Below are 26,998 nucleotides of genomic sequence, written 5' to 3'. Positions count from 1 at the left end.
TCATGGCTGTGGACACCGGGCTGACTCCCCCACCGTCTCCTGCGCTCTTCACCGACCGCTACGAGCTGACGATGGTCGCCGCCGCCCTGGCCGACGGCACCGCCGACCGCCAGTGCGTCTTCGAGGTCTTCGCCCGCCGGCTGCCGCACGGCCGCCGGTACGGGGTGCTCGCCGGCACCGGCCGGCTCCTGGAGGCGCTGCCGCACTTCCGGTTCGGCGACGACGAGCTCGCCGCCCTGCGCGAGCAGGGGCTCACCGACGCGCGGCTGCTGGACTGGCTGGCGGACTTCCGCTTCTCCGGCGACATCGACGGCTACGCCGAGGGCGAGCTCTACTTCCCCGGCTCCCCGGTGCTCACCGTGCGGTCGTCCTTCGCCGAGGGCGTGCTGCTGGAGACCCTCGCGCTGTCAGTGCTCAACCACGACAGCGCGATCGCGTCGGCGGCGGCACGCATGATCTCCGCCGCCTGCGAGCGGCCCTGCATCGAGATGGGCTCCCGACGCACGCACGAGGAGGCCGCCGTCGCCGCCGCGCGCGCCGCGCACCTGGTCGGATTCTCGACCAGCTCGAACCTCGAGGCCGGCCGCCGCTACGGGGTGCCGACGACGGGCACCAGCGCGCACGCCTTCACGCTGCTGCACGACGACGAGCGGTCGGCCTTCGAGGCGCAGGTCGCCGCACTCGGCAAGGGCACCACGCTGCTGGTCGACACCTACGACGTCGAGCAGGGCATCCGGACCGCGGTCGAGGTCGCCGGCCCCGAGCTCGGCGGCATCCGGCTGGACTCCGGCGACCTGCCGACCCTGGCCACCCGCGCCCGCGAGCTGCTCGACGAGCTCGGCGCGACCGTCACGCGCATCGTCGTCACCAGCGACCTCGACGAGTACGCCATCGCCGGCCTGGCCGCTGCCCCGGTCGACGGCTACGGCGTGGGCACCTCGCTGGTCACCGGCTCGGGCGCCCCCACGGTCGGCATGGTCTACAAGCTGGTCGAGCGGGACGGCGTGCCGGTGGCCAAGAAGTCCGAGGGCAAGCGCTCGGTGGGCGGCCGGAAGTCCGCCGTACGCCGGCACGACGGCGACGGCGTGGCCACGGCCGAGCTGGTCACCGCCGGCGCTGTCGCCGCGCGCCCGGGCGACCGCGACCTGCTCGTGCCGCTGGTGCGCGGCGGTGAGATCACCGAGCCGGTCTCCCCCGCCGAGGCGCTGCGGCGGGCGAAGGCGCACCACGCCGAGGCCATCGGTGCCCTGCCGCCGGAGGCGTTCGCGCTGTCCCGCGGCGAGCCCGTCCTCGACACCGTCACCGCCTGAGGGAGCTCCGATGACCCGCGCACTGATCGTCGTCGACGTGCAGAACGACTTCTGCGAGGGCGGCAGGCTGGCCGTCGCCGGTGGTGCGGCCGTCGCCGCCGCGGTCTCCCGGCACATGGCGGGCGGTGGCTACGACCACGTCGTCGCCACCCGGGACCACCACATCGACCCGGGCGCGCACTTCGCCGACGCCCCGGACTTCGTCGACTCCTGGCCGCGGCACTGCGTCGTCGGCACCGACGGGGTGGAGCTGCACCCGTCACTGGACCGCGGGCCGATCGAGGCGGTGTTCGACAAGGGCGAGTACGCCGCCGCCTACTCGGGCTTCGAGGGGTCGGCCGACGGCGTCGGGCTGGCCGAGTGGTTGCGGGCGCAGGGGGTGGACGCGGTCGACGTCGTCGGCATCGCGACCGACCACTGCGTGCGCGCCACCGCCCTGGACGCCGTCGCCAACGGGCTGACCACCCGGGTGCTGCTGCACCTCACCGCCGGCGTCTCGCAGGCCACTACCGAGGCCGCGCTCGTCCAACTCCGCACCGCCGGCGTCGAGCTGGAGGGCAGCCCGCACACCCCCGCCTGACCCCCTCGGGACTTTCGGTACCGAAAGTCCGGAGAGCCGGGGGACTTTCGGTACCGAAAGTCCCTGTCACACCGCGTCGAGGACCTCGTCGCGGGTGAAGCCGAGCACCTGCAGGACGGCGTCGAGGTAGGGCTGGTTGAGCGCGGTGTGCGCCTGCTCGCGGACGAACGGCTTGGCGTTGAACGCGATGCCCAGCCCGGCGGTGTTGAGCATGTCCAGGTCGTTGGCGCCGTCGCCGACCGCCACGGTCTGGTCCAGCGGGATGCCGTGCTCGGCGGCGAACCGGGCCAGGGCGCGCGCCTTGCCGGCCCGGTCGACGATCTCGCCCACGAGCCCGCCGGTCAGCTTCCCGTCGACGACCTCGAGGGTGTTGGCCGCGGCGAAGTCCAGGCCCAGGCTCTCGGCCAGCGGGTCGGTGATCTGGGTGAAGCCGCCGCTGCCGACGATGCCGCAGCGGAAGCCCAGCCGCTGCAGCGTGCGGATGAGCGTGCGGGCGCCCGGGGTGAGCACCAGGTGCTCGCGCACCTCGTCGAGCACCTCCACCGGCAGCCCGGCCAGGACGGCGACCCGCTTGCGCAGCGACTCGGCGAAGTCCAGCTCGCCGTTCATGGCGGCGGCCGTGATGCGGGCGACCTCGGCGGCGCGACCGGCGCGGGCGGCCAGCTCGTCGATCACCTCGCCGCGCACCAGGGTGGAATCGACGTCGAGGACGATCAGCCGCTTGCTGCGCCGAGCCAGCCCGACCCGCTCGACGGCGATGTCGGTGCCGGTCGCGGCGGCGACGGCGGCCAGCTCGGTGCGCAGGGCGGTGGCCGCGGCCCCCGAGACGGTCAGCTCGAAGCTGGTGACCGGGTAGTCCGACAGCCGGCGGATGGCGTCGATGTTGCCGCCGACCGCGGCGATCGCGCGGGCCGCGCCGCCGACCGCCTCGGGCGTGACCGGACGGCCCAGCAGGATGACGTGGTGCGGGCGGCCCGCGGCGACGGACGCGGGGTCCGTGGTGGCCGGCTCGACGTCGACCCGCACGCCGGCGTCGGCCGCGACGGCGGTGGCCAGCCGGCCGAGGTGCGCGAGCAGCGCGGCCTCGTCGACCGCGGGGTCGCCGTCGACGGGCAGCACGCCGACGACCACGCCCAGCACGAGCTGCCCGTGCACGACCACCTGCTCCACGTCGAGCACCTCGACGGCGGGCCCGCCCCCGGCGAGGGCGGTGAACAGCCGGGCCGTGACGCCGGGGCGGTCGGCGCCGCTGACCGTCAGGAGCGCGCGGGCGGTGACGGCCGAGGTGTCCTCGGGCAGGCGGGGCGTGGGGTCCAGCGGCACGCCGTCATCGTGCCGCACCGGCTCCGCGGCCCCGGCGGGTGCCCCTGACGGCGAACGCCCCGCCGGCCGTGAGGCCGACGGGGCGTTCGGAGGTCGTGCTCCCCGCGTGGACGGGGCGGTGCTCAGGTCGGGTCGGGGTCGTTCGGCCCCTGGCGCGGACCCGTGCCGGCGAGCAGCTCGCTGGCGTAGGGGTCGTGGCGCTTGCCGGCGTGCGCCTCGTGCTGCAGCCGGTCGACCAGGTGGGGGTAGTGCGCCTCGAACGCGGGGCGCTCGGAGCGGATGCGCGGGATCTCCACGAAGTTGTGCCGCGGCGGCGGGGACGAGGTGGCCCACTCCAGGGAGTTGCCGTGGCCCCAGGGGTCGTCGCGCAGGGCGAGCTTCCCGTACTTCCAGGACCGCACCACGTTGAACAGGAACGGGATCACCGAGGCGCCGAGGACGAAGCTGAAGATCGTGGAGATCATGTTCAGCGTGGTGAAGGCGTCGGTGGGCAGGTAGTCCACGTAGCGGCGCGGCATGCCCTCGTTGCCCAGCCAGTGCTGCACGAGGAAGGTGCCGTGGAAGCCGATGAAAGTCATCCAGAACTGCAGCTTGCCCAGCCGCTCGTCCAGCATCCGGCCGCACATCTTGGGGAACCAGAAGTAGATGCCGGCGTAGGCGGCGAACACCACGGTGCCGAAGACGACGTAGTGGAAGTGGGCGACCACGAAGTAGGAGTCGTGCACGTGGAAGTCCAGCGGCGGGGACGCCAGCAGCACACCGGTGAGCCCACCCAGGAGGAAGGTGACCATGAAGCCGATGGAGAACAGCATCGGCGTCTCGAAGGTCATCTGACCCCGCCACATGGTGCCGATCCAGTTGAAGAACTTCAGGCCGGTCGGCACCGCGATGAGGTAGGTGAGGAAGGCGAAGAAGGGCAGCAGCACCGCGCCGGTGGCGTACATGTGGTGCGCCCAGACGGCCAGCGAGAGGAAGCCGATCGCGAGGGTCGCCCCGACCATGCCCTTGTAGCCGAACAGCGGCTTGCGGGCGAACACCGGGATGATCTCGGTGACGATGCCGAAGAACGGCAGCGCGATGATGTAGACCTCGGGGTGGCCGAAGAACCAGAACAGGTGCGCATGCCACAGCATCGGCCCGCCGTTCTCGGCGGAGTAGATCAGCGACCCGAGGTTGCGGTCCAGCAGCAGCCCCATCAGGGCCGCGGTCAGGATCGGGAACGCCAGCAGGATCAGGACCGACGTCACCAGGGTGTTCCAGGTGAAGATCGGCATCCGGAACATCGTCATGCCCGGAGCGCGCAGGCAGATGATCGTGGCGATGAAGTTGACGCCACCGAGGATCGTGCCCAGGCCGCTGACGGCCAGGCCGCCGATCCACAGGTTGCCGCCGACGCCGGGGCTGTGCGCCACGTTCGACAGCGGCGTGTAGGCCGTCCAGCCGAAGTCCGGCGCGCCACCCGGGGTCGCGAAGCTCGACACCACGATCAGCGACCCGATGAGGAACAGCCAGAAGGAGAAGGCGTTCAGCCGCGGGAACGCGACGTCCGGCGCACCGATCTGCAGCGGCATGATCAGGTTCGAGAACGCGAAGAACAGCGGCGTCGCGAACATCAGCAGCATCAGCGTGCCGTGCATCGTGAACAGCTGGTTGTACTGCTCCGGCGACAGAAACTGCAGTTCCGGTCGGGCCAGCTCCGCCCGGATCAGCATGGCCATCAGGCCACCCAGGATGAAGAAGACGAACGACGTCGTCAGGTACATCAGGCCGATGGTCTTGTGGTCGGTGGTCCGCAGCAGGTTGGACAGCCGCGAGCCCTTCTCGACCACATGAGCCGGGCTCGGCCGACTCACGATGGGCGCCGGTGCAATCGTCACGTCCGGCAGCTTAGACGGGCCCTCCGCCGACCCTGCCGCGGGACGGGGCGGGCGCGTCGCGGGGCGCCGTCGTCCGGGCCGGGCCGCGGGTCAGCCGGCGCGGCGGTAGACCGCGACGTCGACGGCGACGGTGACCTCGACCTGCTCGGGCAGGGCGGCCAGCTGGGCGGCGCGGACGCCGGCCGGGAGGTGGCGGGCGTGCGGCCCCATCCCGACCAGGGTGCCGACGGCGGCGTGGTCCAGCCGCAGCACGTCGCGGCGGGCCGTCCGGGAGACCGGTGCGAGGTGCGGTTCGAGGGCGCCGGCGAGCCGGGCCGCCTTGTCCGGGTCCACGCGCAACAGCCCGAGCGGCTCGACCAGCTCGCCGAGGTGCTCGGCGGCCGGCGTGACCACGACCAGCCGGCCCTCCGGGGCGAGCACGCGGGCGATCTCCGGGCCGTTGCGCGGGGCGAACACGACCAGGACGCGGTCCGCTCCCCCGTCGCGCACCGGCAGCCGGGCCCAGGTGTCGGCGACGACGGCCAGCGCCCGCGGGTGCGCGCGGGCGGCCCGGCGGGCGGCGTAGGGCGAGGAGTCCAGCACGACCCCGGCCGCGGCCGGGAGCCGGTCGAGGACGGCGGCCAGGTGCTGGCCGGTGCCCCCGCCCAGGTCCAGCAGCCGCGCGGGCGGCGCCCCACCGGCGTCGAGCACGGCATCCCCGAGCGCGGCGCTGACGCCGGCGTAGTGGCCGGCGGCGAGGAAGGCGATCCGGTCGGCCACCATCTCGGCCGAGTCGCCCGAGGGCGCGCGGTGCCCGGGCGGCAGCAGCGTGACGTGCCCCTGGCGCGCGCGGTCGAACGAGTGCCCGGCGGGGCAGCGCAGCACGTCGCCGCCCTCACCCACCGCCAGCGACGCGGCGCAGACGGGGCAGGCCAGGACGGCGACGGCGGCCGCGGGCAGCGGGGGGCGGGTGCTCATGCGCGCGGCGGCACCGCGTGCAGGACGACGTCCCGCAGCCGGCCGGCGTCCGCGACCGCGGTGAGGAAGGTGCCGTGCGGCTGCCGCCGCCGGTCGGTCGGCGAGCCCGGGTTGAGCAGCCGGAGCCCGGTGGGGGCCGTCGTGTCCCAGGGGATGTGGCTGTGCCCGAAGACGAGGACGTCGGTGCCGGGGAAGCGCGCCGCGCAGCGGGCCTCCCGGCCCTTCGCGTCGCCGGTCTCGTGGACGACGGCGAACCGCAGCCCCTCCAGCTCCACGCGCGCGACCTCGGGCAGCCGCTCGCGGAGCACACCGTGGTCGTTGTTGCCGTGCACGGCCACCAGCCGGCGCGAGCGCTCCTCGAGGAGGTCCAGCAGCGCGACGTCGACCCAGTCACCTGCGTGGATCACCACATCGGCGGAGGAAATCGCCGTCCACAGGGAATGCGGCAGATCGCGCGACCGCTTCGGGACGTGCGTGTCCGAGGTGATCACCAGGGAGACCGGCACGGCCCCATGGTCGCAGGCGGCCCCGGCGCTCCCCTCGGCCGGCGAACCCGCCCCACCCGAACGACCGATGAGGACCTCGTGACCCACCCCGAACGACCCGCCTCCGCCGCCGGCGCGCAGGCCCCCGCCGAGGAGCCCTACGAGCGCCGATGGCTGGCGCTGGGCGTCATCGCCATGACCGTCCTGCTGGTCATCCTCGACGCCACGATCGTCAACATCGCACTCCCGGCCGTCACCGACGACCTGGGCATCAGCACCGCCTCGCAGCAGTGGATCGTCACCGCCTACACGCTGACCTTCGGCGGCTTCCTGCTCCTCGGCGGCCGCATCGCCGACTTCTGGGGCCGCAAGCGCACCTACCTGGTCGGCGCCGCCGGCTTCGCCGCCGCCTCCGCGCTGGGTGGCTTCGCGCAGAACGAGGCGATGCTGTTCGGCGCCCGCGCCCTGCAGGGCGTCTTCGGCGCGCTGCTCGCCCCCGCCTCGCTGGCGCTGATCACCGTGCTGTTCACCGAGCCCAAGGAGCGCGCGAAGGCCTTCGGCGTCTACGGCGCGATCGCCGGCGGTGGCGCCGCGATCGGCCTGCTGCTCGGCGGCGTCCTCACCGAGTACGCCGACTGGCGCTGGTGCTTCTGGGTGAACCTGCCCGTGGCGCTGCTCGCCATCGTGCTGGCCATCCCGGTCGTGCCGGAGAGCAGGGCGCCCGGTGACACCAGCTACGACATCCCCGGCGCGGTGCTGGTCACCCTCGGCCTGGCCTCGATCGTCTACGGCTTCACCCGCGTCTCCGAGGCCGCGCAGTCCAACGCGGCGGAGGCCGCGGAGGCCAACGCCCGCGGGGGCGGCGAGATGGTGACGGCGGCCAGCGGCTGGTCCGACGGCCCGGCCTGGCTGTTCATCGTCGCCGGGCTGCTGCTCGTCGTCGGGTTCGTGGTGCTCGAGCTGCGCACCCGCAACCCGCTGCTGCCGATGCGCATCGTGCTCGACCGCAACCGCGGCGGGGCGTTCCTGACCTCCACACTGGTCGGCGCCGGCCTCATCGGCGCCTTCTTCTTCCTCAGCCTGTACTTCCAGCAGGTGCTCGGGTACGAGCCGGTGGTCGCGGGCGTGGCCTCGCTGCCGGTCAGCCTGGGCGTCTTCATCGCGGCGGGCGCCTCCAGCGCGCTGCTGCCGAGGATCGGGCCCAGGCCGCTCATGGTCGCCGGTGGGCTGCTGGCCGCGTCCGGGCTGTTCACGCTGTCGTTCGTCGACCTGGACACCAGCTTCTGGGCGCTGCCGTTCCCGGGCCAGGTGCTGCTGGGCCTGGGCCTGGGCTTCACCTTCGTGCCGCTGTCGAACCTGGCGCTGGTGGGTGCCGGCGAGCACGACGCGGGTGCGGCGAGCGCGATGCTCAACGCCACCCAGCAGGTGGGTGCCTCCATCGGCACCGCCGTCCTCGCCTCGCTGTCGGTGGCGGCGATCAGCTCCTCCACCGCCGACGCGATCGCCGGCGGCGCCGACCCGCAGGACGCGCGGGTCGGCCTCGCGGCGCAGGTCGAGGGCTACACCACGGCCTTCACCTGGGCCTCGGTGCTGCTGGTGCTGGGCGCCGTCGTCGCCGCGGTGCTGATCAAGGCGACCAAGGAGGACCTGCCGGCCGAGGGCGAGGCCCTCGTGCACGCCGGCTAGCACGTGTGCGGACCCGGCGCGGGGCCGGAGGCCTCCCGCCGGGTCCGCACCCGCGGGCGCGCGCCGCTGCTGTCAGCGGCTCTGCTCGGCCATGGCCCGCAGGCGGGCGTTGTAGGCGCTGAGCTCGGCGTCGCCGTCGCGGTCGGCAGCACGGTCCAGGGCCCGGGCGCGGCGCTCGTCGGAGCCCATCCACGAGACCAGGACGACGATGAGCACGATCACCGTCGGCAGCTCCCCGAAGGACCACGCGATCCCGCCGGCCACCGTCTGGTCGCCGACCGGGTCGATGCCCCAGGACGCCGGCGGGTCGGCGAAGCTGTCGACCAGCAGCGAACTGGCGATCATGACCGCGACGCCGAAGAAGGCGTGGAACGGCACCGGGATGACCAGCTCGAGGATGCGGGTCGGGTGGCTGTGGGTGTTCGGCCACGGGTCCTGGGCGATGACCGGGCCGAAGAACAGCAGCCCGGTGACGACGAAGTGCGCCAGCATGAACTGGTGCCCGGCCGGGGTGCTCATCAGCGCGTCGAAGATCGGCGTGAAGTAGATCCCGTACAGGCTGGCGATGAACAGCGGCACGGTGAACCCCGGCGCCGCGAGGAACCGGGTGAACCGGCTGTGCAGGAAGTTCAGCAGCAGCGCCCGCGGCGCGGCGGCGGCGCCCTGCCCGCGGGGCAGCGTGCGCAGCGCCAGTGTCACCGGGGCGGCCACCAGCAGCAGGATCGGCGTGATCATCGCCAGGACCATGTGCTGGACCATGTGCAGGCTGAACAGCACCATGCTGTAGCCGTTCAGCCACGTGCCGGTCACCGCGAACAGCGACAGCGTGCCGGCGATCCAGGCGGCGGTCCGCCACCACGGCCAGCGCACGCCGGTCCGCTGCAGCCGGACGACGGCCACGAGGTAGAGCACCAGCCCGACCAGCCCGAGGACGGCGAGGACCGACCAGGGCTCGAGGTGCGGCAGGAAGACCCGGCCCCAGGTGGGTGGCTCGTCCGGCACCCACATGCCCGAGTGCCCGTGCCCGTGGTCGTGCTCCACCGACGCCTCCGTCCCCACCGTCCGACCGTCCGGCACCACTGTCCCACCCGCGGCGGCCGGCGGGTGCCGGGCCCGGTCAGTCGTGGACGGGGGCCTCGTGGCCGGCGTGCGCCTGCGCCTCCAGCTGGAAGGTGCAGTGGTCCATGTCGAAGTGCGCACCCAGGCACTCGCACAGCGCGTCGAGGACCCGGCCGCCGTGCCCGGCGGCGAGCGCCTCGTCGGTGACGACGACGTGCGCCGAGAGGACCGGCGAGCCCGAGGTGATCGTCCAGGCGTGCAGGTCGTGGACGCCGAGGACGCCGTCGACACCGAGGATGTGCTCGCGGACGTGCTCGAGGTCGACACCCCGGGGCGCGGCCTCGAGCAGGACGTCGAGGGCCTCCCGCAGCAGGCTCCAGGCCCGGGGCAGCACGAGGACGCCGATGGCCAGGGAGGCCACCGTGTCCGCGTGCGTCCAGCCGGTGACGGTGATGACGAGCGCGGCGGCGATGACCGCCACCGAGCCGAGCGCGTCGGCGAGCACCTCGAGGTAGGCGCCGCGCACGTTGAGCGACTCCCCCCGCCCCTGGTGCAGGACGGCCAGGGACACCACGTTGACGGCCAGGCCCACCGAGCCCACGGCGAGCACCAGGCCGGAGGCGATCTCCGGGGGGTCGCCGATGCGGCGGACCGCCTCCACCAGCACGTACCCGGCCACCCCGAGCAGCAGCAGCCCGTTGGCGACGGCGGCGAGGATCTCGGCGCGCTGCCAGCCGAAGGTGCGCCGTCCCTTCGGCGGCCGCTGCGCCAGGCCGACCGCGGCCAGCGCCAGCGCGATACCGACGGCGTCGGTGGCCATGTGCCCGGCGTCGGCCAGCAGGGCGAGCGACCCGCTCAGGACCGCGCCGACGACCTCGGCGACCAGGACCGCGAGGGTGAGGCCGAGGACGACGGCCAGCCGGCCGCGCCGGTTGCCGGCGGCCGTGCCCGCGTGCCCGTGGTCGTGCCCCATGCGTCCTCCTCTCCCCTGCGGGGAAGTGTGCCGGACGCGCGACGCCCCCGGCCCGGACGGATCCGGTCGGGGGCGTCGCCGTGCGCGTGGGGGACGTCAGATCTGGACGCCGCGCTCCCGGAGCCACGGCAGCGGGTCGACCTTGGTGCCGTCCAGCCCGCCCAGGTGCACCTCGAAGTGCAGGTGCGGGCCGGTGGACTGCCCCCGGTTGCCCAGCAGCGCGATCGTGTCGCCGGCCCGGACGACCTGGCCGGGCTGGACGAGGATCTCGTCCATGTGGCCGTAGACCGTGACGGTGCCGTCGTCGTGCTGGATGTAGACGGCCAGCCCGTAACCGCTGGCCGGACCGGCCTCGAGGACCACGCCGTCCATGACCGAGTACTCGGGGGTGCGCATCGGGGCGGCGAGGTCGATCCCGGTGTGCACCGTGCCCCAGCGACCGCCGAAGCCGCTGGTGAGGCGGGCGCCCTGGATCGGGGCGACCACCTTCGGGCGGGCCGCCTCGGCGGCTGCTTCCGCGGCCGCGGCGGCGACGAGGAAGTCGGCCTGCGCCTGGGCGGTCGCGGCGGCGGTCGACTCGGCGTCGCGCGCGTTCCGGCTGGCCACCATGTCCTGCAGCAGCCGGGTGGAGTCGGTGTCGGACGGGAGGGTCGCGGTCGCGGACGCGTCGATGCCCAGCTGCTCGGCGACGCTGACCGTCTCGGTCGCGGTGGTGCCCTCGGCGCCCGCCGAGGGCGCGGTGTCGATCAGCGCACCCAGGCTCACCGCACCGACCAGACCGGCGGCGAGGTAGAACGCCGGACGGCGGCGGACGGTCGGGACCCGGTGCCGGCCGCGCCGCGGGCGCGGCGTCCCGGCGGCGTCGAGGGCCTCGGCCCCGGTCCGCGGGAACGGCACGGGACGGGTGCGCTCAGCCGCGTCGGGCCGGTCGGTGGTCCCCTCGGGCTGCGCCGTCCCCTGGCGCTGCTCGGGAACCCGCGAGGGTGTCGTCGCATCGACCCGGCCGGCCCGGCTCCGCGCGGTCGCGCGGGTGGGGGCGGGGCTTCCGGCCGGGGCCGCCGGAGCGGTCCCCCGACCGTCGTCGACGCGGCGATCGTGGTGGAGCAAAGTCATGCACCTGGAGCTTCCGTAGGGGGCATTGCCGTGCCCCCGGGGAGAAGGGCGGGGCCCATGTAAACACGTCGTGATCGGTTCGTGATCTGCGCGACGGGGTATCGACCTGCAGTTCTGTGGTCCGCACCACGGAACTGCACGGCTGGCATTCAACATCGAGTAGCCAGTCGGTAACGCTCGGTAAGAGGCGCGCGGCGTGTGGTTGAAAGTCGCGCGACCTGGCTCACGGAGGGGCAGAAGACCCTCGCGACGGCCGAATTCCGGCTCTACAGAGGGAGCGAACGACATGCGCGCAGTGACCTGGCACGGCCGAGGCGACGTCCGGGTGGACACCGTTCCCGACCCGACGATCCAGGACCCCACCGACGTGATCGTCGAGATCACCTCGACCGGCATCTGCGGCTCGGACCTGCACCTGATCGAGGTCATGGCGCCGTTCATGACCGTCGGCGACATCATGGGGCACGAGCCGATGGGCGTCGTCCGCGAGGTCGGCAGCGAGGTGACCGCGCTCAAGGCCGGTGACCGCGTCGTCGTCCCGTTCAACATCTCGTGCAACACCTGCTGGATGTGCTCGCAGGGGCTGAACTCCCAGTGCGAGACCACGCAGAACCGCGAGCAGGGCTTCGGCGCCTCGCTGTTCGGTTACACCAAGCTCTACGGGCAGGTGCCCGGCGGGCAGGCCGAGTACCTCCGCGTCCCCTTCGGCAACACCCTGCCGATCAAGGTGCCCGACGCCCCGCTCGACGACCGCTACGTCTACCTCTCCGACGTCCTCCCCACCGCCTGGCAGGCGGTGCAGTACGCCGGCATCCCCGAGGGCGGCAGCGTCCTCGTCCTGGGCCTGGGCCCGATCGGCGACATGGCCACCAGGATCGCCAAGCACCTCGGCGCCGGCCAGGTCATCGCCGCAGACGTCGTCCCCGAGCGGCTCGCGCGCGCCCGGCGCAACGGGATCACCGTCATCGACAGCACCGCGCAGGACGAGGTCGTGGCCCGCGTGCGCGACCTCACCGACGGCCGCGGGCCCGACGCGGTCATCGACGCCGTCGGCATGGAGGCGCACGGCTCCCCCATCGCCTCCGCGCTGCAGAAGGCCACGGCGGTCGTCCCCGACGCGATCATGGAGAAGGTGATGCAGGTGGCCGGGATCGACCGGCTCGCCGCGCTCAACACCGCGATCGAGGCGGTCCGCCGCGGCGGCACCATCTCGCTGTCCGGCGTCTACGGCGGCGCGACCGACCCCATGCCGCTCATGCGCATGTTCGACAAGCAGATCCAGCTGCGCATGGGCCAGGCCAACGTGTGGCGCTGGGTGCCCGACATCCTCCCGCTGCTGCTGGACGGCGACCCGCTCGGCGTGGACGACTTCGCCACCCACCGCGTGCCGCTCGAGCAGGCCCCCGAGGCCTACGCCAACTTCCGCGAGAAGAAGGACGGCGCCGTCAAGGTCCTGCTCCAGCCCTGACCGCTCGTCGGGGGCGGGCACCCGCCCGCCCCCGGTGTGAGCAGCCGCACCGCCGATCGGGGCATGGGCCGGGGCGCCCGGGAGCTGTACCCCCTCGTGCCCCGCGCCCTCCTCGCCCTCGCCATCGGCGCCTTCGGCATCGGGACGACGGAGTTCGTCGTCATGGGCATGCTGCCCGAGATCGCCGACGGCCTCGACGTCTCGGTCTCCGCCGTCGGTCTGCTCATCTCCGCCTATGCGATCGGCGTGGTCGTGGGCGCGCCCACCCTCACGGCGGTCGGCCTGCGGTTCACGCCCCGGCAGACGCTCGTCGCGCTGATGGCCGTGTTCACCGTCGGCAACCTGCTCGCGGCGGCCGCCCCCACCTACGGCACGCTCGCCGCGGCGCGCGTGCTCACCGCGCTCGCGCACGGCTCGTTCTTCGGCGTCGGCGCGATCGCGGCCCGCCGGCTGGTCGCCCCGCAGCGCGCCACCCAGGCGATCTCGCTCATGGTCACCGGGCTGACGCTGGCCAACGTCGTCGGCGTCCCGGCCGGCGCCTGGGTCGCCCAGCAGACCAGCTGGCGGCTGGTGCTGGCCGCGATCGCCGGCATCGGCCTGCTCACGATCGCCGGCCTGCTCGCCTGGCTGCCCTCGGACGCCGGCGAGCCGGCCGACCTCCGCACCGAGCTCTCCGCCTTCCGCAGCCGGCAGGTCTGGCTCGTGCTGTCGTTGACGATGGTCGGGTTCGCCGCCACCTTCGCCGTCTACAGCTACGTGACGCCGATCCTCACCGACCTCGCCGGCTTCTCCTCCGGCAGCGTCACGCCGGTGCTCGCCCTCTTCGGCGTCGGCACCACGATCGGCACGCTGGTCGGCGGCCGGCTGGGCACGCGCTGGGCGTTCGGGTTCGTCGCCGTCGGGATGCTCGGCGTCGCCGTCGTCCTCGCGGTGTTCGCGTTCTCCGCCCGCAGCGCCGTCGCCGCCGTCGTCCTGCTGGTGCTGTTCGGCGCGCTCGGTTTCGCGCTGGGACCGATCGTGCTCAACGGCGTGATCGAGGCGGCCGACGTACCCGGCGGCAGCCTCGTCTCGGCCGCCAACCAGGCGGCGTTCAACGTGGCCAACGCCCTGGGCGCGGCGCTGGGCGCGCTCGTCATCTCCCAGGGGTACGGCCTCACCGCCCCGATGTGGGTCGGCGCCGGGCTGGCCGTCGCCGGCGCCGGCCTCGCGCTCCAGGTCCGGCGGGGTCACCGCCGTCCGGTGACGAGCACGCCCCCCGCCGCCCCGGCAGCACTCCCGGAGCCCGTCGGCGCGCGCTGAGCCCGCGCATGACCGGCCGCATCCGGGTAGGGAGGCGGCCATGACCATCGGCACCGCAGAACCCTCCGGCACCTACCCGCTCGGCGGGCGGCCCGTCTTCCGCCTCGGCTACGGCGCCATGCAGCTCGCGGGCCCGCACGTGATGGGGCCGCCGGCCGACCGCGCCGAGGCGGTCGCCGTGCTGCGGCGGGCCGTCGAGCTCGGCGTGAACCACATCGACACCAGCGACTACTACGGCCCGCACGTGGTCAACGAGCTCATCCGCGAGGCGCTGCACCCCTATCCCGAGGACCTCGTCCTCGTGACCAAGGTGGGTGCGCGGAGGACGCCGGAGGGCGGGTGGCCCGAGGCGCTCGGCGCCGAGGAGCTGCGCTCCGCGGTCGAGGACAACCTCCGCAACCTCGGGGTCGACGCCATCGACGTGGTGAACCTGCGGATGCCCGGCTTCGCCGCACCCGAGGAACGCTCCCTCGCCGAGCCGTTCGAGGCCCTGGCCCGGCTGCAGCAGGAGGGGCTGGTCAAGCACCTCGGCGTCAGCAACGTGACCACGCAGATGCTGGCCGAGGCCCGGTCGATCGCCCCGGTCGTGTGCGTGCAGAACCACTACAACCTCGTGCACCGGGACGACGACCCGATGATCGACGCGCTCGCCCGCGAGGACATCGCCTACGTGCCGTTCTTCCCGCTCGGCGGGTTCACCCCCTTGCAGTCGGCGGCGCTGGAGACGGTGGCCCGTCGGCTGGAGACGACGCCGATGCAGGTGGCGCTGGCCTGGCTGCTGGCCCGATCCCCCAACGTGCTGCTCATCCCCGGCACCTCGTCGGTGGCGCACCTGGAGGAGAACATGCTCGCCTCCGCGCGCGAGCTCGGGCCGCTGGAGCTGCAGGAGCTCGACCGCATCGGCGGCACCGGCGAGCCCGACGTCGACCTGTAGGCGTCAGCCGGCCACCGGCCCGGGCGGCGGCTCAGCCGCCGACCGGGCCGAGCACGCGGTCCAGGTGGGCGTTGCCGAGCACGCCGGCCGGGTCCAGCCGCGCGCGCAGCGCGGTGAACTCGTCGAAACGCGGGTAGCGGGTGCGCAACGCGGCGGCGTCCAGGCCGTGCAGCTTGCCCCAGTGCGGCCGGCCGCCGACGCTGCCGGCCATCGACTCGAGCGCGGCGAACCACGCACCGGGCTCGGTGCGGGCCGGCACGTGCGCGGCGATGTAGGCGGTGTCGCGGCCGGAGGCGGTGGACAGGGTGATGTCGTCGGCGGCGGCCACCCGGACCTCCACGGGGAAGGCGGCGTGGAACTCCCCCGCCTTCGCGATGCGGTGCAGCTCGGTGAGGATCGCCGGGGCCTCCGCGCGCGGGACGGCGTACTCCATCTCCAGGAAGCGGACCCGGCGCCGGCTGACGAAGACCCGGTGCGAGGCGTCGGTCCAGGTGCGCGCGCCCAGCCCGCCGGAGGCGAAGGCGGCCAGCCGCGGGATCCGCTCGGGCCGCCGCCGGCCCGCGGCGACGATGCCGGCGAAGACGGCGTTGGAGAGCACCTCGTCCTCCCAGACGGCGCGCCACCGCGGCAGCGGTGACAGCCCGGCGTCCAGCGGGACGCGGGTGTTGCGCTTGGTCAGGCAGCGGCTGGTGTGCGGGAACCAGTAGAACTCGACGTGGTCGGTCGAGGTCATGAACTCGTCGAACCCCTCGAGCAGCTCGCCGAGCCGGGCCGGGCCCTCCTCGGCGCGCAGCGCGAACGCCGGCTCCGCCTGGAGGGTCACGGTGTCGAGGACGCCGAGCGCGCCGAGGCCGACCCGGGCGGCGGCGAAGACGTCCGCGTTCTCGGTCGCCGAGCACTGCAGCCGGGAGCCGTCGGGCAGCACCAGGACCAGGGCCCGCAGCTGGGTGGCCAGCCCGCCGAACCGCGCCCCGGTGCCGTGCGTGCCGGTGGACAGCGCGCCCGACACGGTCTGCCGGTCGATGTCCCCGAGGTTGGTCAGCGACCAGCCGCGCGCCGCGAGCTCGGCGTTCAGCCGGTGCAGCGGCATGCCCGACTGCACGGTGACCAGGCCGCTGTCGTCGATGCCCACCAGCCGGTCGTGCCGGTCGAGCACCAGCTGCACGTCCTCGGGCCGGCCGATGGCGGTGAACGAGTGGCCCGAGCCGATCGGCCGCACCCGCCTGCCGGCGGCGGCGGCCTGCACGAGGGCGGTCGCGATGGCCTCGGCGTCCGCGGGGTGGACGACGTCCACCGCCCCCGCCCGCTGGTTGCCCGCCCAGTTCCGCCACGTGCCGTCGCCCGCCATGATTCCTCCGGTTCGCCGGGCACGTCCCGCGCCTGGACCCGGGCAGCCTCTCGACCGGTCCCCGTCCTGGTCAAGCGCCTCACCCGGGCTCACGCCCGGACCACGTCGATCACGGAGGTGCACCAGCGCACGGCGGGGCCGGGAGCGCGCGAGTCACGCGGGGCGGTACGGGCCCTCGTGACGGTTGGGGTGCCGAGATGCCATGACGTGTCCGTTCGTCGCGTGTCGGGAAGAAGAGACCTTGACCGATCCGACATACGGTCCCGCCTCGTATCGCCACCCGTGACGAGGAGTTCCGTTGTCCCAGCCCCCGCAGGCGCCGTACCAGTCCTACGCGCCGCCGCCGTACGCCCCGACAAAGAAGGGCGCAGGTCTGGCGATCGCGTCCATGGTTCTGGGCATCATCGCTCTGATCTTCAGCTGGATCCCGATCATCAACAACCTCGCAGCGGTGCTCGCGCTCGTCGGGCTGGGCCTCGGAATCCCGGCGCTCCTGCGGGCACGCAAGGGCACTCACCACGGCTTCGGGTTCGCGGTGGCCGGGCTCGTCACATCGGTCTTGGCATTCGCGATCGTGCTCGCCACGCAGGCGTTCTACTCGGAGGTCCTCGACGACGTCGCCGAAGACCTCGACCGGCAGACCAGCACCTCGTCCATCGGCGAATCGCCCGCCGAGGAGACGTCGCAGCAGGAGGACGAGGCCGTCGACGAGGTGGTGCCGCTCGGCACCCCGGCCCAGATCGGGGACTACGAGGTCGTCGTGGACTCCGTGCAGCTGGACGCCAACGACATCGTGGCTGGTGCGAACCAGTTCAACGACGCGCCGGAGGGTCAGTACGTCCTCGCGCAGCTGACCGTCACGTACACGGGCGCGGACGAAGGACAGCCCGGTTTCGACCTGACCGCGATCTTCCACGGCTCCGACTCCCGCCAGTACAGCGACTCGGAGTGCTCCGCCGTGACTCCGGACGACTCGATGGACGCCCCGACACTCAACCCGGGTGGATCGGACACCTTCGAGTTCTGCATGGACGTCGCCCCCGCGGGGCTGGTCGGCGGTCAGCTCTCGATCGAGCCGACGTTCAGCTGGGACTCCGACGAGCGGGTCTTCTTCGCCATCGAGTGACCTCCGGACCCGAGTTGATCACCCTCCTCGCGCGCCGCACCCCTACCAGTGCTCGCAGACGGTGATCAGCTCGGGCCCCGACCCATCGCCTGCCGGACGTGGTCAGCGGGCGCGGGCGACGCGGGTCTCGTCGAACACCGGCTCGGCCGACTCGTAGACCCGGCCGTCGGCGCCGAAGACGACGAAGCGGTCGAAGGACCGGGCGAACCAGCGGTCGTGGGTCACCGCGAGCACGGTGCCGTCGAACGCGGCCAGCGCCTCCTCCAGCGCCTCGGCCGACAGCACGTCGAGGTTGTCCGTCGGCTCGTCGAGCAGCAGCAGCGTGGCGCCGGAGAGCTCCAGCAGCAGGATCTGGAAGCGCGCCTGCTGCCCGCCGGACATGGTGCGGAACGGCTGGTCCCCTGCGCCCGCGAGCCCGTACCGGCGCAGCGCCGCCATGGCGCGGCCGCGGTCGACCCCCGGCCGCCCCGGCTCGCCGTGCCACAGCAGGTCGACCGGCGTGCGGTCCTGCCAGTCGGGGTGGGCGTGGGTCTGCGCGAAGAACCCGGGGACGACGCGGGCGCCGAGCCGCCAGTCGCCGGTGTGCGCGACGGACTGCCCGGCCAGCAGCCGCAGGAAGTGCGACTTGCCCGCCCCGTTGGCACCGAGCACGCCGACGCGGTCGCCGTAGAAGATCTCCAGGTCGAAGGGCTGCATCAGCCCGGAGAGCTCCAGCTGCTCGGCGGTCACCGCGCGCACCCCGGTCCGCCCGCCGCGCAGCCGCATCGACACCTTCTGCTCCGGCGGCCGCTCGGGGCGGCGGGCCGGCCGCCTCGAACTTCGCCAGCCGGGTCTGCATCGCGTGGTACCGGTTGGCCATGTCCGGCGAGTTCGCCGCCTGCTGCTGCATGGTGCGCACCAGGTCGACGAGCCGCTGGTGCTCCTCGTCCCAGCGCCGACGCAGCTCGGCCAGCCGCTCGTGCCGCGCGGCCCGCGCCTCGTGGTAGCTGACGAAGCCACCGCCGTGCACCCACGCCGCTCCGCCCTCGACGGTGACGACGCGGTCGGCCACCCGGGCCAGCAGCTCGCGGTCGTGGCTGACGAACAGCACCGTCTTGCGGGTCTCCAGCAGCCGCTCCTCCAGCCACCGCTTCCCCGGGACGTCGAGGTAGTTGTCCGGCTCGTCGAGCAGCAGCACCTGGTCGGGCCCGCGCAGCAGCGCCTCCAGCGCGAGCCGCTTCTGCTCACCGCCGGAGAGGGTGGACAGCTCGCGGTACTTGCACCGGTCGTAGGGGACGCCGAGCGCCGCGACGGTCACGGTGTCCCAGGTGACCTCGGCGTCGTACCCGCCGACGTCGCCCCACTGGCCCAGCGCCTCGGCGTAGGCCATCTGGGAGCGCTCGTCATCGGTCTCCATGAGCGCGAGCTCGGTGGCCTGCACGGCGTCCCAGGCGGTGCGGACGGCGGGCGGCGAGAGGTCGACGAGCATCTGCTGCACCGTGGTGTCGTCGCGCACCGAGCCGATGAACTGGCGCATGACGCCCAGCCCGCCGGTCCGCGCGATCGCCCCGGCCTCGGGGACCAGGTCGCCGGCGATGATCCGCAGCAGCGTCGTCTTGCCCGCGCCGTTCTCGCCGACCAGGGCAGCCCGCGCCCCCTCGCCGATGCGGAAGGAGACGTCGTCCAGCAGCACCCGCCCGTCGGACAGGGTGTGCCGCACCCCGCTCACGTCGACCGATCCCGCTCCGATGCCCACGCGGACATCCTCCCGGCGGGGGCAAGCCGGTTGCCGGGCGGTCAGCCGATGTGCGTGTCCAGGCGGTAGCGGGCCAGCCGCTCGACCAGCTCGGGCATGGCCCCGACCGGCGATCCGCCGAGGTCGCGCCGGCTCTCCCGGACCACGCGCACGACCAGCTGCGGACGCACCCGGCCGGCGAACTCACCGCGCAGCCGGTCGACGGCCTGCTCGACGGCGGGGTCACCGATCTCGGTGCAGGGCAGCTCGGACGACGGGTCGGGGTGGCTCGACGGGACGGTCAGGGTCATCGACGTCCTCCGCGGACTAGGGAGTGCCGGATCACTCCGGCTCCTCCACCGTGCCGGGGCGCCCACCCCCGCGCCAGGGACCTAGGTCACGCCGGGGGCGACGCGCTGGTGAAGTACCCGTTGCGCCCGGACGACGTGCTGGCGACGGCGTCGCGCAGCAGCGCACCCAGCTCGTCGGCGTCGACGCGGTCCAGCGAGCTGAACCGGATGCAGCTCTTCCCGCAGGAGACCTTCCCCAGCCGTGCGGCCCGCGTCTCGGCGAGGTATCCCCCGTCGACGACGGCGCAGACGTAGAGGGAGAGGTGCCGCTTCTGCGCCGCCAGGGCGATCAGCGGCCAGGTCGTCGCGACCTTCGCCGAGCGCGGCCGGTAAGGCATCAGCCCGTACCCGAGCATCTGCCCCGAGCCGGCCGGGACCAGCTGCCGGTCCAGCGCCGGGGCGGCCTCACGAACGAGCGCGTCGACCCGCCGCAGCTCGGCCTCGCGGGGGCCCGCCGCGGCGAACCACTCCTCGATCGCCGACGTCACGACGGCCTCAGCCCAGAGCGATGGAGAGCGCCGTCGCCGCGGCCGCCATGATCATCGCGAACACGAGGACGGCGGCCACGATCCGCCTGCGCCGTTCCGCCCGCGAACCCCGCATCCCAGTCACCCCCGGCACGCTACCGGCGTGCGCGCCCGCCTGGGAATCGTCGGACCCCGGTGCCACGGTGGGCGGGTGACGACGACGCCCTCCGAGATCGGGCTGCTGCGGTTGGTCGCCCAGCGGCTGGCCGGCCCCCGCGCCGAGGGCCCCGTCGGGGCGGTGCGCCGGCTGCTCGCCGCCCAGGGGCAGGACCAACCCGGCGCCCTCACCTCGGTGGCGCTGCGGACGGCCGAGCGGTCGCGGGCCGCGGTCGTGGCGGCGCTGGACCGCGGCGAGATCGTCCGCTCCTGGCCGATGCGCGGCACGCTGCACCTGACCGCCGCCGAGGACCTGCACTGGATGCTGGAGCTCATGGGCGGCCGGGCCCTCGCCGGTGCGGCCAAGCGCCGGGCCGGCCTCGGGCTCGGTGACGACGACGCGGCGCGGGCGTGCGAGGCGGTCGTCGCCGCGCTCTCCGGCGGGATGCGGCTGTCGCGGGCCGAGCTGCTGGCCGCCATCGACGCCGCCGGCGTCGCCGTCACCGGGCAGCGGGGCTACCACCTGCTCTGGTACGCGGCGCAGTGCGGGCACGGCGTGCTCGGCCCGACGGTCGACGGCGAGCAGCAGTTCGTGCTGCTCGACGAGTGGGTGCCCGAGCCCCGCCGGCTCGAGCGGGAGGAGGCGCTGGCCGAGCTGGCCGGCCGGTTCTTCGCCGGCCACGGCCCGGCCACCGTGCACGACCTGGCCCGCTGGTCCGGGCTGACGGTGCGCGACGCCCGCGCCGGCCTGGCCGCGGCCCGGGCGGACCTGGAGGCCACCACCGTCGACGGCACCGAGTACTTCCTCGACCCCGCGACGCCGGAGCTGCTGGCCGCTCACCGCGAGGAGGCGCTCGGCACGCTCCTGCTGCCCGGCTTCGACGAGTTCGTGCTCGGCTACCGCGACCGCAGCGCCGTGCTGGACGCGGAGTTCGCGACCCGCGTCGTCCCGGGCGGCAACGGGATGTTCCTGTCCACCGTCGTCGTCGGCGGCCGGATCGTGGGGACCTGGCGGTTCGAGGGGCGCGGCGCGAAGCGGGCCGCCGTCGGCACCGCCTTCCGGCCGGCGGACGACGAGCTGGTGGCCGGCGTCCCGGAGCTGGCCGCCGCCCTCCCGTGAGGGGGCGGGCGGCGGCCGGCGGACGGGTCAGGCGGGGCGGCGCTCGACCAGGAAGATCGGGATCCGGCGGTCGGTCTTGCGCTGGTAGTCGGCGTAGTCGGGGAACGCGGCCACCGCCCGCTCCCACCACTCGTCGCGCTCGGCCCCCTCGAGCTCACGCGCGACGCCGTCCCACGGCTCGGGGCCGTCCTGGACGGTGACCTGGTCCGGCGCCGCCCGCAGGTTGGCCACCCACGCCGGGTCGGTCGGGGCACCGCCCTGGGAGCCGACCATCAGGTAGGCCCCGTCGTGCTCGACGCGCATGAGCGGCTGCTTGCGCACCTTGCCGCTCTTCGCGCCGCGGGTGCTGAAGATGACGACCGGGAGCCCCCGGTCGAGCAGCGTGTTCCCCTCGCGCCCGCCGGTGCGCTCGTAGAGCTCCACCTGGTCGCGGACCCACTTCTGCGGACTCGGTTCGTACTCACCTTCCAGCGGCATGCCCCGAACCTAGGACGGCCGGCGCCGTCCGTCCTGCGCAGCCGCGAAATCGATGGTGTGCGGCACGAAGAAGCTCAGGTTGTCGGTGATCAGCCCGTCGCTCTCGCGGATGCCCATCCCGGCCGGCTCGCCGTCCACGACCCAGGCCCCGAGCACCGGGTGGTGCGGGCCGTCGACCCCGGCGAAGTCCGGCAGCGGCGCGAACTCCTGGACGACGAACCCCTCGGTGCCGTACCGCCCGGGCAGCGAGGCGGTCACGGCGCCGTCGCGCACGATCGCCACGTTCGCGCCCTCCCGCCCCCAGAGCGGCTTGCGGACATAGGTGCGCCAGCTCGAGGGCATCTCGTCGGCGAAGTAGGCCGGCAGCAGGTACTGGCCGAGCACCGGGTCAGTGCCGTACAGCTGCCACAGCACCGGCAGCAGCGCCTTGGTGCTCCACAGCATCTTGTAGGCCGGCTCCACCCAGGTGGTCCCGCCGGGCCGGGCGCCGTCGGCGAGGACGGCGGCGCCGAACTCGTCCTCGATCAGCCACTCCCAGGGGTAGAGCTTGAAGACGACGTCGAGGTGGCGGCCCTGCGGGTCGTAGAACCGGCCGTCGCCGGAGTCGAGGACGATGTCCTCGACGACCAGCTCGATCGCCTCGTACCCGGCCTGGACGACGGTGTCCATGAGGTAGGCGACGGTCATCCGGTCCTCGCCGGAGGTCTCCTCGCTGGTCCACGCCAGGTGCACGCGCGGGCGGACGCCGGTGCGCCGCTCCCACTTCGTCAGGTTGCGCTGCCACGCCGCGACGAGGGTGTCGTGCAGCGCGTTCCACTGGTCCCGGCCCTGCCCGGTGAACAGGTGCCAGTTCCACTGGGTGACGGCGGACTCGACCAGGCCGGTCGGGGTGTCGGCGTTGAACTCGAGGAGCTTGGGCGGGCCCTCGCCGTCGTAGCGCAGGTCGAAGCGGCCGTAGATGCTCGGCGGCTCCTCCGCCCAGGTGCGGCGGATCTGCGGGCGGGCCATCGGCGGGATGTGCAGCCGGTCGAACAGGTCGTTGTCCACGAGGTGGTCACCGGCGGCGACGCACATCTGGAACAGCTGGGAGACCGCGCCCTCGAGCTCCCGGATCTCGGCCATGGAGAAGTCGTAGAACGGCCCCTCGCGCCAGTAGCTGCGCACCTGCCCACCGGGCAGGTGCGTGCGGTTGTAGACCAGTCCCTGCGCCTCGACCTCGGCCTCCCAGCCGGGACGGACGATCCCGCTCTCGATCCTCCGCACGGGACGCGGCTCAGCTCCCCGCGCCGGTGCCGGCCTTGCCGCCGATGCCGCCGCCGATGCCGCCGCTCACCCGCTGGCCCGCGCTGACCTTGCCGGTGGCGGGGAGGCCGGCGCGCTGCCGGGCGACGGTGTCGCCGGGGTTGATGCGGGTGCCGCCCGAGGGCAGCGCCGTGCCGACGGGCAGCCCGGGCCGGAAGCCGCCGAGGTAGAGGAAGAACAACCCGCCACCACCGAAGCCGCCGCCACCGTCGTCGTCGCAGAGGTCCTCGTCGACGATCTTGCCGTCGGCGTCGGTGCAGTAGGCGACCTGCTCGTCGTCCTCACCGCCGGCAGCGCAGCCGGCCATGAAGCCGGTCGCCGCGGTGGCCAGCACCGTCGTGGTGAAGGCGGCGCGGACGCGGTTGGAGACCGCCATGACCTGGTTCCTCCTCGGGTTCTCCCCCGACCCTAGGCGGTTCTCCCCCACCCCCGCGCGGCCGCGTACCGCCACCGGGCCCCGGCCGGCGGTCGCTCCCGGGTCGCGGGCCGCCCCGGGGCGGTGGCACGGTGTGGCCGGCGGGCCCACCGGCCCGTCCCCACCCACGCCCCCGCAGGGGCGGCAGCGCGCGGAGGTCGGCCGAGGATGAGGTACCGCGAGAGCGGCAGCCTGGACGCGTCGGGCGTCCGCGACACCCGCGGCCGCGGCGGGGGCGGTCGGGGCCTGGCCGTGGGCGGCGGCGGGCTGGGGCTGGTCGGGCTGGTCGTCGTCGTGCTGATCCAGGTGCTCGGCGGCGGGGACGGCGGGACGTCCGCGGCGCTGGGCACGCTGTCCGGGCTGGGCCAGGACCAGTCGGTGGACAACTCGGCGCTGGAGCAGAACTGCCGCACCGGCGCGGACGCCAACGAGTCGGTCGAGTGCGCCGTCGTCGCCGATGTCGAGTCGATCCAGGACTACTGGACCGGGGTGCTGGGCGACCGGTACGCCCCGACCGAGACCGTCTTCTTCACCGGCTCGGTGCAGACCTCCTGCGGGGGCGCGACGAGCGGGTCGGGGCCGTTCTACTGCCCGGCCGACCAGCTGGTCTACATCGACCTCACCTTCTTCGACCAGCTGCGCGAGCAGTTCGGCGCGCAGGGCGGGCTGTTCGTCGACGCCTACGTGCTGGCCCACGAGTACGGCCACCACGTGCAGAACCTGCTCGGCACGAACGCCCGGGTCACCCCCGGGGAGAGCGGCCCGACCAGCGGATCGGTCCGGCTCGAGCTGCAGGCCGACTGCTTCGCCGGGGCGTGGGCGCGGCACGCCGAGACCGTGCCGGACGACTCCGGCGAGCCGCTGATCGCCGAGATCACCGACGACGACATCAACCGCGCCCTGGACGCCGCCGCGCGCATCGGCGACGACTACATCCAGGAGAACCTCGGCAACGGCCGGGTGGACCAGGAGGCCTTCACCCACGGCAGCTCCGAGCAGCGGCAGCGCTGGTTCCGCGCGGGCTACGAGACCGGTGACCCGGGCGCCTGCGACACCTTCGCCACCGACGACCTGGGCTGAGGCGTGACCGAGCCGCTGCACGTGACCCGCGACGGGCACGTCGCCACCCTGACCATCGACCGGCCCGACAAGCGCAACGCGATGACCGCGGAGATGTGGGCCGCGCTGCCGGAGGTGCTGGCCGGGCCGGCCGCGGACCCCGCGGTGCGGGTCCTGGTGGTCACCGGGGCGGGGCCGAGCTTCTGCGCGGGCGCCGACCTCGCCGGGCTGCTGGGCGGAGAGGACCCGCTCGACCCGATGGCCGACCTGCGGGCGCACAACCTCGCGGCCCAGGCGGCGCTGCGCGAGTTCCCGCGCCCGACGATCGCGATGATCCGCGGGCACTGCATCGGCGGCGGGGTGGAGATCGCCGCCGCGTGCGACCTGCGGTTCGCCGACCCCGGGAGCGTCTTCGGCGTCACGCCGGCCAAGGTCGGCATCGTCTACCCGCCGTCGTCGACCCGGGCGCTGGTGGAGCTGGTCGGGCCGGCGACCGCCAAGTACCTGCTGTTCAGCGGGGAGCTGGTCGACGCCGCCACCGCGCTGCGCACCGGCCTGGTCGACCGGGTCGTGGACGCCGAGGGCCTGGCCGACGAGGTGCGCCGCTTCGCGGACGTGCTGGCCTCGCGCTCGGCCCTGACCCAGCGGGCCGCCAAGGAGGTCGTGGCCGCGCTCTCGGCCGGCGGCGACGGGGAGGACGTCGTCGCCCCCTGGTACCGCCGGACCATCGCCAGCGGCGAGCTCCCGGAGGGGGTCACCGCCTTCGCCGAGCGGCGCCCGCCCCGCTTCGGCTGGACGGGGTGACCAGGCGATCCCGTTTCGGAGCAGGGTGAGCGGGGGTACCTCAACCCTCGCGGCGCACCCTCCCGGAGGAGCCCCGGCACGGCGGTTCCCGCGTGCTCCGGCCCCTCTCCGCCCCCCGTGACGCATGGACGCGCCGGGTGGACAACCGGTTACGACACTCCCGCTTCCAGACAGCAGGTGTGGCCGAACCGGTCGCGGGTAGCGCCAGTTCCGACCACGAACTGTCCACGATCACTGCCGAGGAGGACCGATGACTCACAGCATCGACGCCCCGCTCCCCCCGCCCACCACCACCGCGGGAAGCACGGGTCCGAGCTCGTCGAGCACGACCGACGTCGCCAAGGACGAGGCCCGCAACGTCGGCCAGACGGCGGCGCAGGCCGGCAGCCAGGTCGCGTCGACCGCCGCCGACCAGGCCAAGGAGGTGGCGCACGAGACCCGGCGCCAGGCGCAGGACCTGCTCCGCCAGGGCCAGTCGCAGCTCAAGGACCAGACCGTCGCCCAGCAGCAGAAGGCGGCCCAGGGCCTGACCTCGCTGGCGACCGAGCTGCGCAGCCTCGCCGACGGCACCAGCCAGGGCGCCCCCGGACCGGCCCGCGACCTGCTCCAGCAGGCCTCCGGCTACCTCGAGGGATTCGCCGACAAGCTGCAGAACCGGGAGCCGGCCCAGCTGCTGGACGAGGTCCGCAGCTACGCCCGCCGCCGCCCGGGCATGTTCCTGCTCGGTGCCGCCGCTGCCGGGATCGTCGCCGGCCGGCTGACCAGCGGGGTGCGCGCCGCGCACAGCGACTCGAACACCTCGGGCCGCACGCCGACGAACTACGTCGACCCCACGCCGACGTACTCCGACGCGACGTACGCCGACACCACCTACGCCGACCCGGCCAGCGCCTACACGGGCACCGGCACCGCGTTCACGACGCCGGGCTCGGCCCCGCTCCCGCCGCCCCCGTACGGCACCGTGCCGCCCGAGGGCAGCGTCGTGCCGCCGGCCGCGCCGGCCGGCTGGGACGACCCGGCGCGTCGCCCGGGCGGGGTGGGCTGACGCATGAGCACCCCGTACACCCCGGGTCAGCCGACCGGCGGCCCCGGCTACGCGCCTCCCGTGGTGGAGCCGGCCACCCAGAACTACGCGGCCGACTACTCCTCGGAGCACAGCGGCGCCATGGGGACCCCGCTCACCGACCAGGGCCGCCCTGACGTCGAGGGCAACTCGGTGGGTGCGCTGATCGGAGAGGTCACCAAGGACCTCTCCACCCTCATGCGCCAGGAGCTCGAGCTGGCCAAGGTCGAGATGAAGGCCGAGGCGAAGAAGGCCGGGCAGGGCGCCGGGATGTTCGGCGCCGCCGGGTTCGCCGGCTACATGGTGGCGCTGTTCCTCTCCCTCGCCCTCATGTGGGCGCTGGCCAGCGCCATCCCCACCGGCTGGTCGGCGCTCATCGTGGCGGCCCTCTGGGGCATCGTCGGCGCCATCGCCTTCGTGCTGGGCCGCAAGAAGTTCCAGCAGGTGAACCCGAAGCCCGAGCGCACCGTCGACACGCTGTCGAAGGTGCCCGGCGCGCTCAAGCCGAACTGACCACGCCGAACTCCCCCACT

Annotated in this window: 26 protein-coding genes and 1 pseudogene; 12 read left to right on the top strand and 15 right to left on the bottom strand. The window is 74.0% G+C overall.

The annotated features are described in order from the left end of the window. Positions 1 to 2 precede the first annotated feature (2 nt). Positions 3 to 1,310, top strand: a complete 1,308-nt coding sequence (locus tag JKP75_RS04550) for a nicotinate phosphoribosyltransferase (protein ID WP_200492800.1) — start codon at positions 3 to 5, stop codon at positions 1,308 to 1,310. A 10-nt stretch (positions 1,311 to 1,320) separates the two neighbouring features. Continuing rightward, on the top strand, positions 1,321 to 1,890 hold the full coding sequence (locus JKP75_RS04545) for an isochorismatase family protein (protein ID WP_200492420.1): 570 nt from the start codon (positions 1,321 to 1,323) through the stop codon (positions 1,888 to 1,890). A gap of 66 nt (positions 1,891 to 1,956) precedes the next feature. Here the strand turns inward: JKP75_RS04545 and serB are convergent, their stop codons facing one another. From serB to JKP75_RS04525, 4 genes are all read right to left on the bottom strand, one after another. Next, the gene (gene serB / locus JKP75_RS04540; protein ID WP_200492799.1) at positions 1,957 to 3,213 is read right to left on the bottom strand and encodes a phosphoserine phosphatase SerB; all 1,257 of its coding nucleotides are present in this window, start codon (positions 3,211 to 3,213) and stop codon (positions 1,957 to 1,959) included. A gap of 122 nt (positions 3,214 to 3,335) precedes the next feature. Beyond that, positions 3,336 to 5,090 (bottom strand): cytochrome c oxidase subunit I, encoded by a 1,755-nt coding sequence (gene ctaD / locus JKP75_RS04535; RefSeq protein ID WP_200492798.1) that lies wholly within the window; start codon positions 5,088 to 5,090, stop codon positions 3,336 to 3,338. 90 nt (positions 5,091 to 5,180) lie between these two features. Beyond that, positions 5,181 to 6,047, bottom strand: coding sequence for a putative RNA methyltransferase (locus JKP75_RS04530; RefSeq protein ID WP_200492423.1), 867 nt, complete (start codon positions 6,045 to 6,047; stop codon positions 5,181 to 5,183). Further along, entirely contained in the window at positions 6,044 to 6,538 is a 495-nt protein-coding gene (locus JKP75_RS04525) for a YfcE family phosphodiesterase (protein ID WP_309229680.1), read from the bottom strand. Before JKP75_RS04525 ends, JKP75_RS04530 begins: the two co-directional genes overlap by 4 nt. 93 nt (positions 6,539 to 6,631) lie before the next feature. Here JKP75_RS04525 and JKP75_RS04520 point away from each other — a divergent pair, with 93 nt between their 5' ends. Next, complete coding sequence (locus tag JKP75_RS04520; RefSeq protein WP_309229506.1) at positions 6,632 to 8,218, top strand: MFS transporter; 1,587 nt, start codon at positions 6,632 to 6,634, stop codon at positions 8,216 to 8,218. 72 nt (positions 8,219 to 8,290) lie between these two features. On the opposite strand, the gene JKP75_RS04515 is transcribed toward JKP75_RS04520, so the two are convergent. The 3 genes from JKP75_RS04515 to JKP75_RS20500 all read right to left on the bottom strand — a co-directional run bounded on the left by JKP75_RS04515 (position 8,291) and on the right by JKP75_RS20500 (position 11,147). After that, the gene (locus JKP75_RS04515) at positions 8,291 to 9,259 is read right to left on the bottom strand and encodes a cytochrome c oxidase assembly protein (RefSeq protein WP_309229505.1); all 969 of its coding nucleotides are present in this window, start codon (positions 9,257 to 9,259) and stop codon (positions 8,291 to 8,293) included. 76 nt (positions 9,260 to 9,335) lie between these two features. Then, positions 9,336 to 10,250: a cation diffusion facilitator family transporter gene (locus JKP75_RS04510; RefSeq protein WP_200492428.1), complete on the bottom strand. Its 915-nt coding sequence runs from the start codon at positions 10,248 to 10,250 to the stop codon at positions 9,336 to 9,338. 96 nt (positions 10,251 to 10,346) lie between these two features. Further along, positions 10,347 to 11,147: a M23 family metallopeptidase gene (locus tag JKP75_RS20500; protein ID WP_309229504.1), complete on the bottom strand. Its 801-nt coding sequence runs from the start codon at positions 11,145 to 11,147 to the stop codon at positions 10,347 to 10,349. 502 nt (positions 11,148 to 11,649) lie between these two features. Between JKP75_RS20500 and JKP75_RS04500 the strand changes: the two genes are divergently transcribed. From JKP75_RS04500 to JKP75_RS04490, 3 genes are read left to right on the top strand one after another with little or no spacing between them, the layout of a single operon-like run. Beyond that, positions 11,650 to 12,831 (top strand): zinc-dependent alcohol dehydrogenase, encoded by a 1,182-nt coding sequence (locus JKP75_RS04500; RefSeq protein WP_200492430.1) that lies wholly within the window; start codon positions 11,650 to 11,652, stop codon positions 12,829 to 12,831. Positions 12,832 to 12,867: 36 nt separating this feature from the next. After that, entirely contained in the window at positions 12,868 to 14,130 is a 1,263-nt protein-coding gene (locus tag JKP75_RS04495; RefSeq protein WP_309229503.1) for an MFS transporter, read from the top strand. A gap of 40 nt (positions 14,131 to 14,170) precedes the next feature. Continuing rightward, positions 14,171 to 15,064: an oxidoreductase gene (locus JKP75_RS04490; RefSeq protein ID WP_200492797.1), complete on the top strand. Its 894-nt coding sequence runs from the start codon at positions 14,171 to 14,173 to the stop codon at positions 15,062 to 15,064. Between the two features lie 31 nt (positions 15,065 to 15,095). On the opposite strand, the gene JKP75_RS04485 is transcribed toward JKP75_RS04490, so the two are convergent. Continuing rightward, entirely contained in the window at positions 15,096 to 16,412 is a 1,317-nt protein-coding gene (locus JKP75_RS04485; protein ID WP_200492434.1) for a D-arabinono-1,4-lactone oxidase, read from the bottom strand. A gap of 298 nt (positions 16,413 to 16,710) precedes the next feature. On the opposite strand from JKP75_RS04485, the gene JKP75_RS04480 reads away from it, so the two are divergent. Next, a complete protein-coding gene (locus JKP75_RS04480) occupies positions 16,711 to 17,538 on the top strand; it encodes a DUF4190 domain-containing protein (RefSeq protein ID WP_200492435.1) in 828 nt (275 codons plus the stop codon). 102 nt (positions 17,539 to 17,640) lie between these two features. Here the strand turns inward: JKP75_RS04480 and JKP75_RS20495 are convergent, their stop codons facing one another. The 4 genes and pseudogenes from JKP75_RS20495 to JKP75_RS04465 all read right to left on the bottom strand — a co-directional run bounded on the left by JKP75_RS20495 (position 17,641) and on the right by JKP75_RS04465 (position 20,090). Next, positions 17,641 to 18,303: an ATP-binding cassette domain-containing protein gene (locus JKP75_RS20495; RefSeq protein WP_242472770.1), complete on the bottom strand. Its 663-nt coding sequence runs from the start codon at positions 18,301 to 18,303 to the stop codon at positions 17,641 to 17,643. A gap of 448 nt (positions 18,304 to 18,751) precedes the next feature. Beyond that, positions 18,752 to 19,210: pseudogene (locus tag JKP75_RS24355) on the bottom strand (ATP-binding cassette domain-containing protein); the annotation flags it as partial. A 104-nt stretch (positions 19,211 to 19,314) separates the two neighbouring features. Further along, on the bottom strand, positions 19,315 to 19,563 hold the full coding sequence (locus tag JKP75_RS04470; protein ID WP_200492437.1) for a three-helix bundle dimerization domain-containing protein: 249 nt from the start codon (positions 19,561 to 19,563) through the stop codon (positions 19,315 to 19,317). A gap of 86 nt (positions 19,564 to 19,649) precedes the next feature. Beyond that, positions 19,650 to 20,090 carry a DUF1801 domain-containing protein gene (locus JKP75_RS04465; RefSeq protein WP_200492439.1) on the bottom strand — a complete coding sequence of 147 codons (441 nt, stop codon included), beginning with the start codon at positions 20,088 to 20,090 and terminating at the stop codon, positions 19,650 to 19,652. Positions 20,091 to 20,280: 190 nt separating this feature from the next. Here JKP75_RS04465 and JKP75_RS04460 point away from each other — a divergent pair, with 190 nt between their 5' ends. After that, the gene (locus JKP75_RS04460) at positions 20,281 to 21,345 is read left to right on the top strand and encodes a winged helix DNA-binding domain-containing protein (protein WP_200492440.1); all 1,065 of its coding nucleotides are present in this window, start codon (positions 20,281 to 20,283) and stop codon (positions 21,343 to 21,345) included. Between the two features lie 27 nt (positions 21,346 to 21,372). Here JKP75_RS04460 and JKP75_RS04455 read toward each other — a convergent pair whose 3' ends face one another. Genes JKP75_RS04455 through JKP75_RS04445 form a run of 3 tightly spaced genes read right to left on the bottom strand, consistent with a single transcriptional unit; the run spans position 21,373 to position 23,500 of the window. Further along, positions 21,373 to 21,822: a nitroreductase family deazaflavin-dependent oxidoreductase gene (locus JKP75_RS04455; RefSeq protein ID WP_200492441.1), complete on the bottom strand. Its 450-nt coding sequence runs from the start codon at positions 21,820 to 21,822 to the stop codon at positions 21,373 to 21,375. Positions 21,823 to 21,831: 9 nt separating this feature from the next. Continuing rightward, positions 21,832 to 23,085, bottom strand: a complete 1,254-nt coding sequence (locus tag JKP75_RS04450) for a glutathionylspermidine synthase family protein (protein WP_309229501.1) — start codon at positions 23,083 to 23,085, stop codon at positions 21,832 to 21,834. 10 nt (positions 23,086 to 23,095) lie between these two features. Beyond that, entirely contained in the window at positions 23,096 to 23,500 is a 405-nt protein-coding gene (locus tag JKP75_RS04445; RefSeq protein ID WP_200492443.1) for a hypothetical protein, read from the bottom strand. 207 nt (positions 23,501 to 23,707) lie between these two features. Between JKP75_RS04445 and JKP75_RS04440 the strand changes: the two genes are divergently transcribed. From JKP75_RS04440 to JKP75_RS04425, 4 genes are all read left to right on the top strand, one after another. After that, entirely contained in the window at positions 23,708 to 24,619 is a 912-nt protein-coding gene (locus JKP75_RS04440; RefSeq protein ID WP_200492445.1) for a neutral zinc metallopeptidase, read from the top strand. A 3-nt stretch (positions 24,620 to 24,622) separates the two neighbouring features. Further along, positions 24,623 to 25,402, top strand: a complete 780-nt coding sequence (locus tag JKP75_RS04435) for an enoyl-CoA hydratase/isomerase family protein (RefSeq protein ID WP_200492446.1) — start codon at positions 24,623 to 24,625, stop codon at positions 25,400 to 25,402. A gap of 250 nt (positions 25,403 to 25,652) precedes the next feature. Continuing rightward, the gene (locus tag JKP75_RS04430) at positions 25,653 to 26,447 is read left to right on the top strand and encodes a hypothetical protein (protein WP_200492448.1); all 795 of its coding nucleotides are present in this window, start codon (positions 25,653 to 25,655) and stop codon (positions 26,445 to 26,447) included. Between the two features lie 3 nt (positions 26,448 to 26,450). Beyond that, complete coding sequence (locus JKP75_RS04425; RefSeq protein ID WP_200492449.1) at positions 26,451 to 26,978, top strand: phage holin family protein; 528 nt, start codon at positions 26,451 to 26,453, stop codon at positions 26,976 to 26,978. The last annotated feature ends 20 nt before the right edge of the window (positions 26,979 to 26,998 follow it).

Source organism: Blastococcus sp. TML/M2B (assembly GCF_016612865.1).
In the GTDB taxonomy this organism is placed as follows: domain Bacteria; phylum Actinomycetota; class Actinomycetes; order Mycobacteriales; family Geodermatophilaceae; genus Blastococcus.
Note: the sequence above shows the minus strand (reverse complement) of the source record. Positions and strands in the feature narration are given on the sequence as shown.

Excerpts from the sequence above, each read along its gene's own strand:
- JKP75_RS04550 (WP_200492800.1), top strand. The coding sequence starts at position 3 with ATGGCTGTGGACACCGGGCTGACTCCCCCACCGTCTCCTGCGCTCTTC.
- JKP75_RS04545 (WP_200492420.1), top strand. The coding sequence starts at position 1,321 with ATGACCCGCGCACTGATCGTCGTCGACGTGCAGAACGACTTCTGCGAG.
- JKP75_RS04530 (WP_200492423.1), bottom strand. The coding sequence starts at position 6,047 with ATGAGCACCCGCCCCCCGCTGCCCGCGGCCGCCGTCGCCGTCCTGGCC.
- JKP75_RS04510 (WP_200492428.1), bottom strand. The coding sequence starts at position 10,250 with ATGGGGCACGACCACGGGCACGCGGGCACGGCCGCCGGCAACCGGCGC.
- JKP75_RS04500 (WP_200492430.1), top strand. The coding sequence starts at position 11,650 with ATGCGCGCAGTGACCTGGCACGGCCGAGGCGACGTCCGGGTGGACACC.
- JKP75_RS04490 (WP_200492797.1), top strand. The coding sequence starts at position 14,171 with ATGACCATCGGCACCGCAGAACCCTCCGGCACCTACCCGCTCGGCGGG.
- JKP75_RS04485 (WP_200492434.1), bottom strand. The coding sequence starts at position 16,412 with ATGGCGGGCGACGGCACGTGGCGGAACTGGGCGGGCAACCAGCGGGCG.
- JKP75_RS20495 (WP_242472770.1), bottom strand. The coding sequence starts at position 18,303 with ATGCGGCTGCGCGGCGGGCGGACCGGGGTGCGCGCGGTGACCGCCGAG.
- JKP75_RS04470 (WP_200492437.1), bottom strand. The coding sequence starts at position 19,563 with ATGACCCTGACCGTCCCGTCGAGCCACCCCGACCCGTCGTCCGAGCTG.
- JKP75_RS04455 (WP_200492441.1), bottom strand. The coding sequence starts at position 21,822 with ATGCCGCTGGAAGGTGAGTACGAACCGAGTCCGCAGAAGTGGGTCCGC.
- JKP75_RS04445 (WP_200492443.1), bottom strand. The coding sequence starts at position 23,500 with ATGGCGGTCTCCAACCGCGTCCGCGCCGCCTTCACCACGACGGTGCTG.
- JKP75_RS04440 (WP_200492445.1), top strand. The coding sequence starts at position 23,708 with ATGAGGTACCGCGAGAGCGGCAGCCTGGACGCGTCGGGCGTCCGCGAC.
- JKP75_RS04430 (WP_200492448.1), top strand. The coding sequence starts at position 25,653 with ATGACTCACAGCATCGACGCCCCGCTCCCCCCGCCCACCACCACCGCG.
- JKP75_RS04425 (WP_200492449.1), top strand. The coding sequence starts at position 26,451 with ATGAGCACCCCGTACACCCCGGGTCAGCCGACCGGCGGCCCCGGCTAC.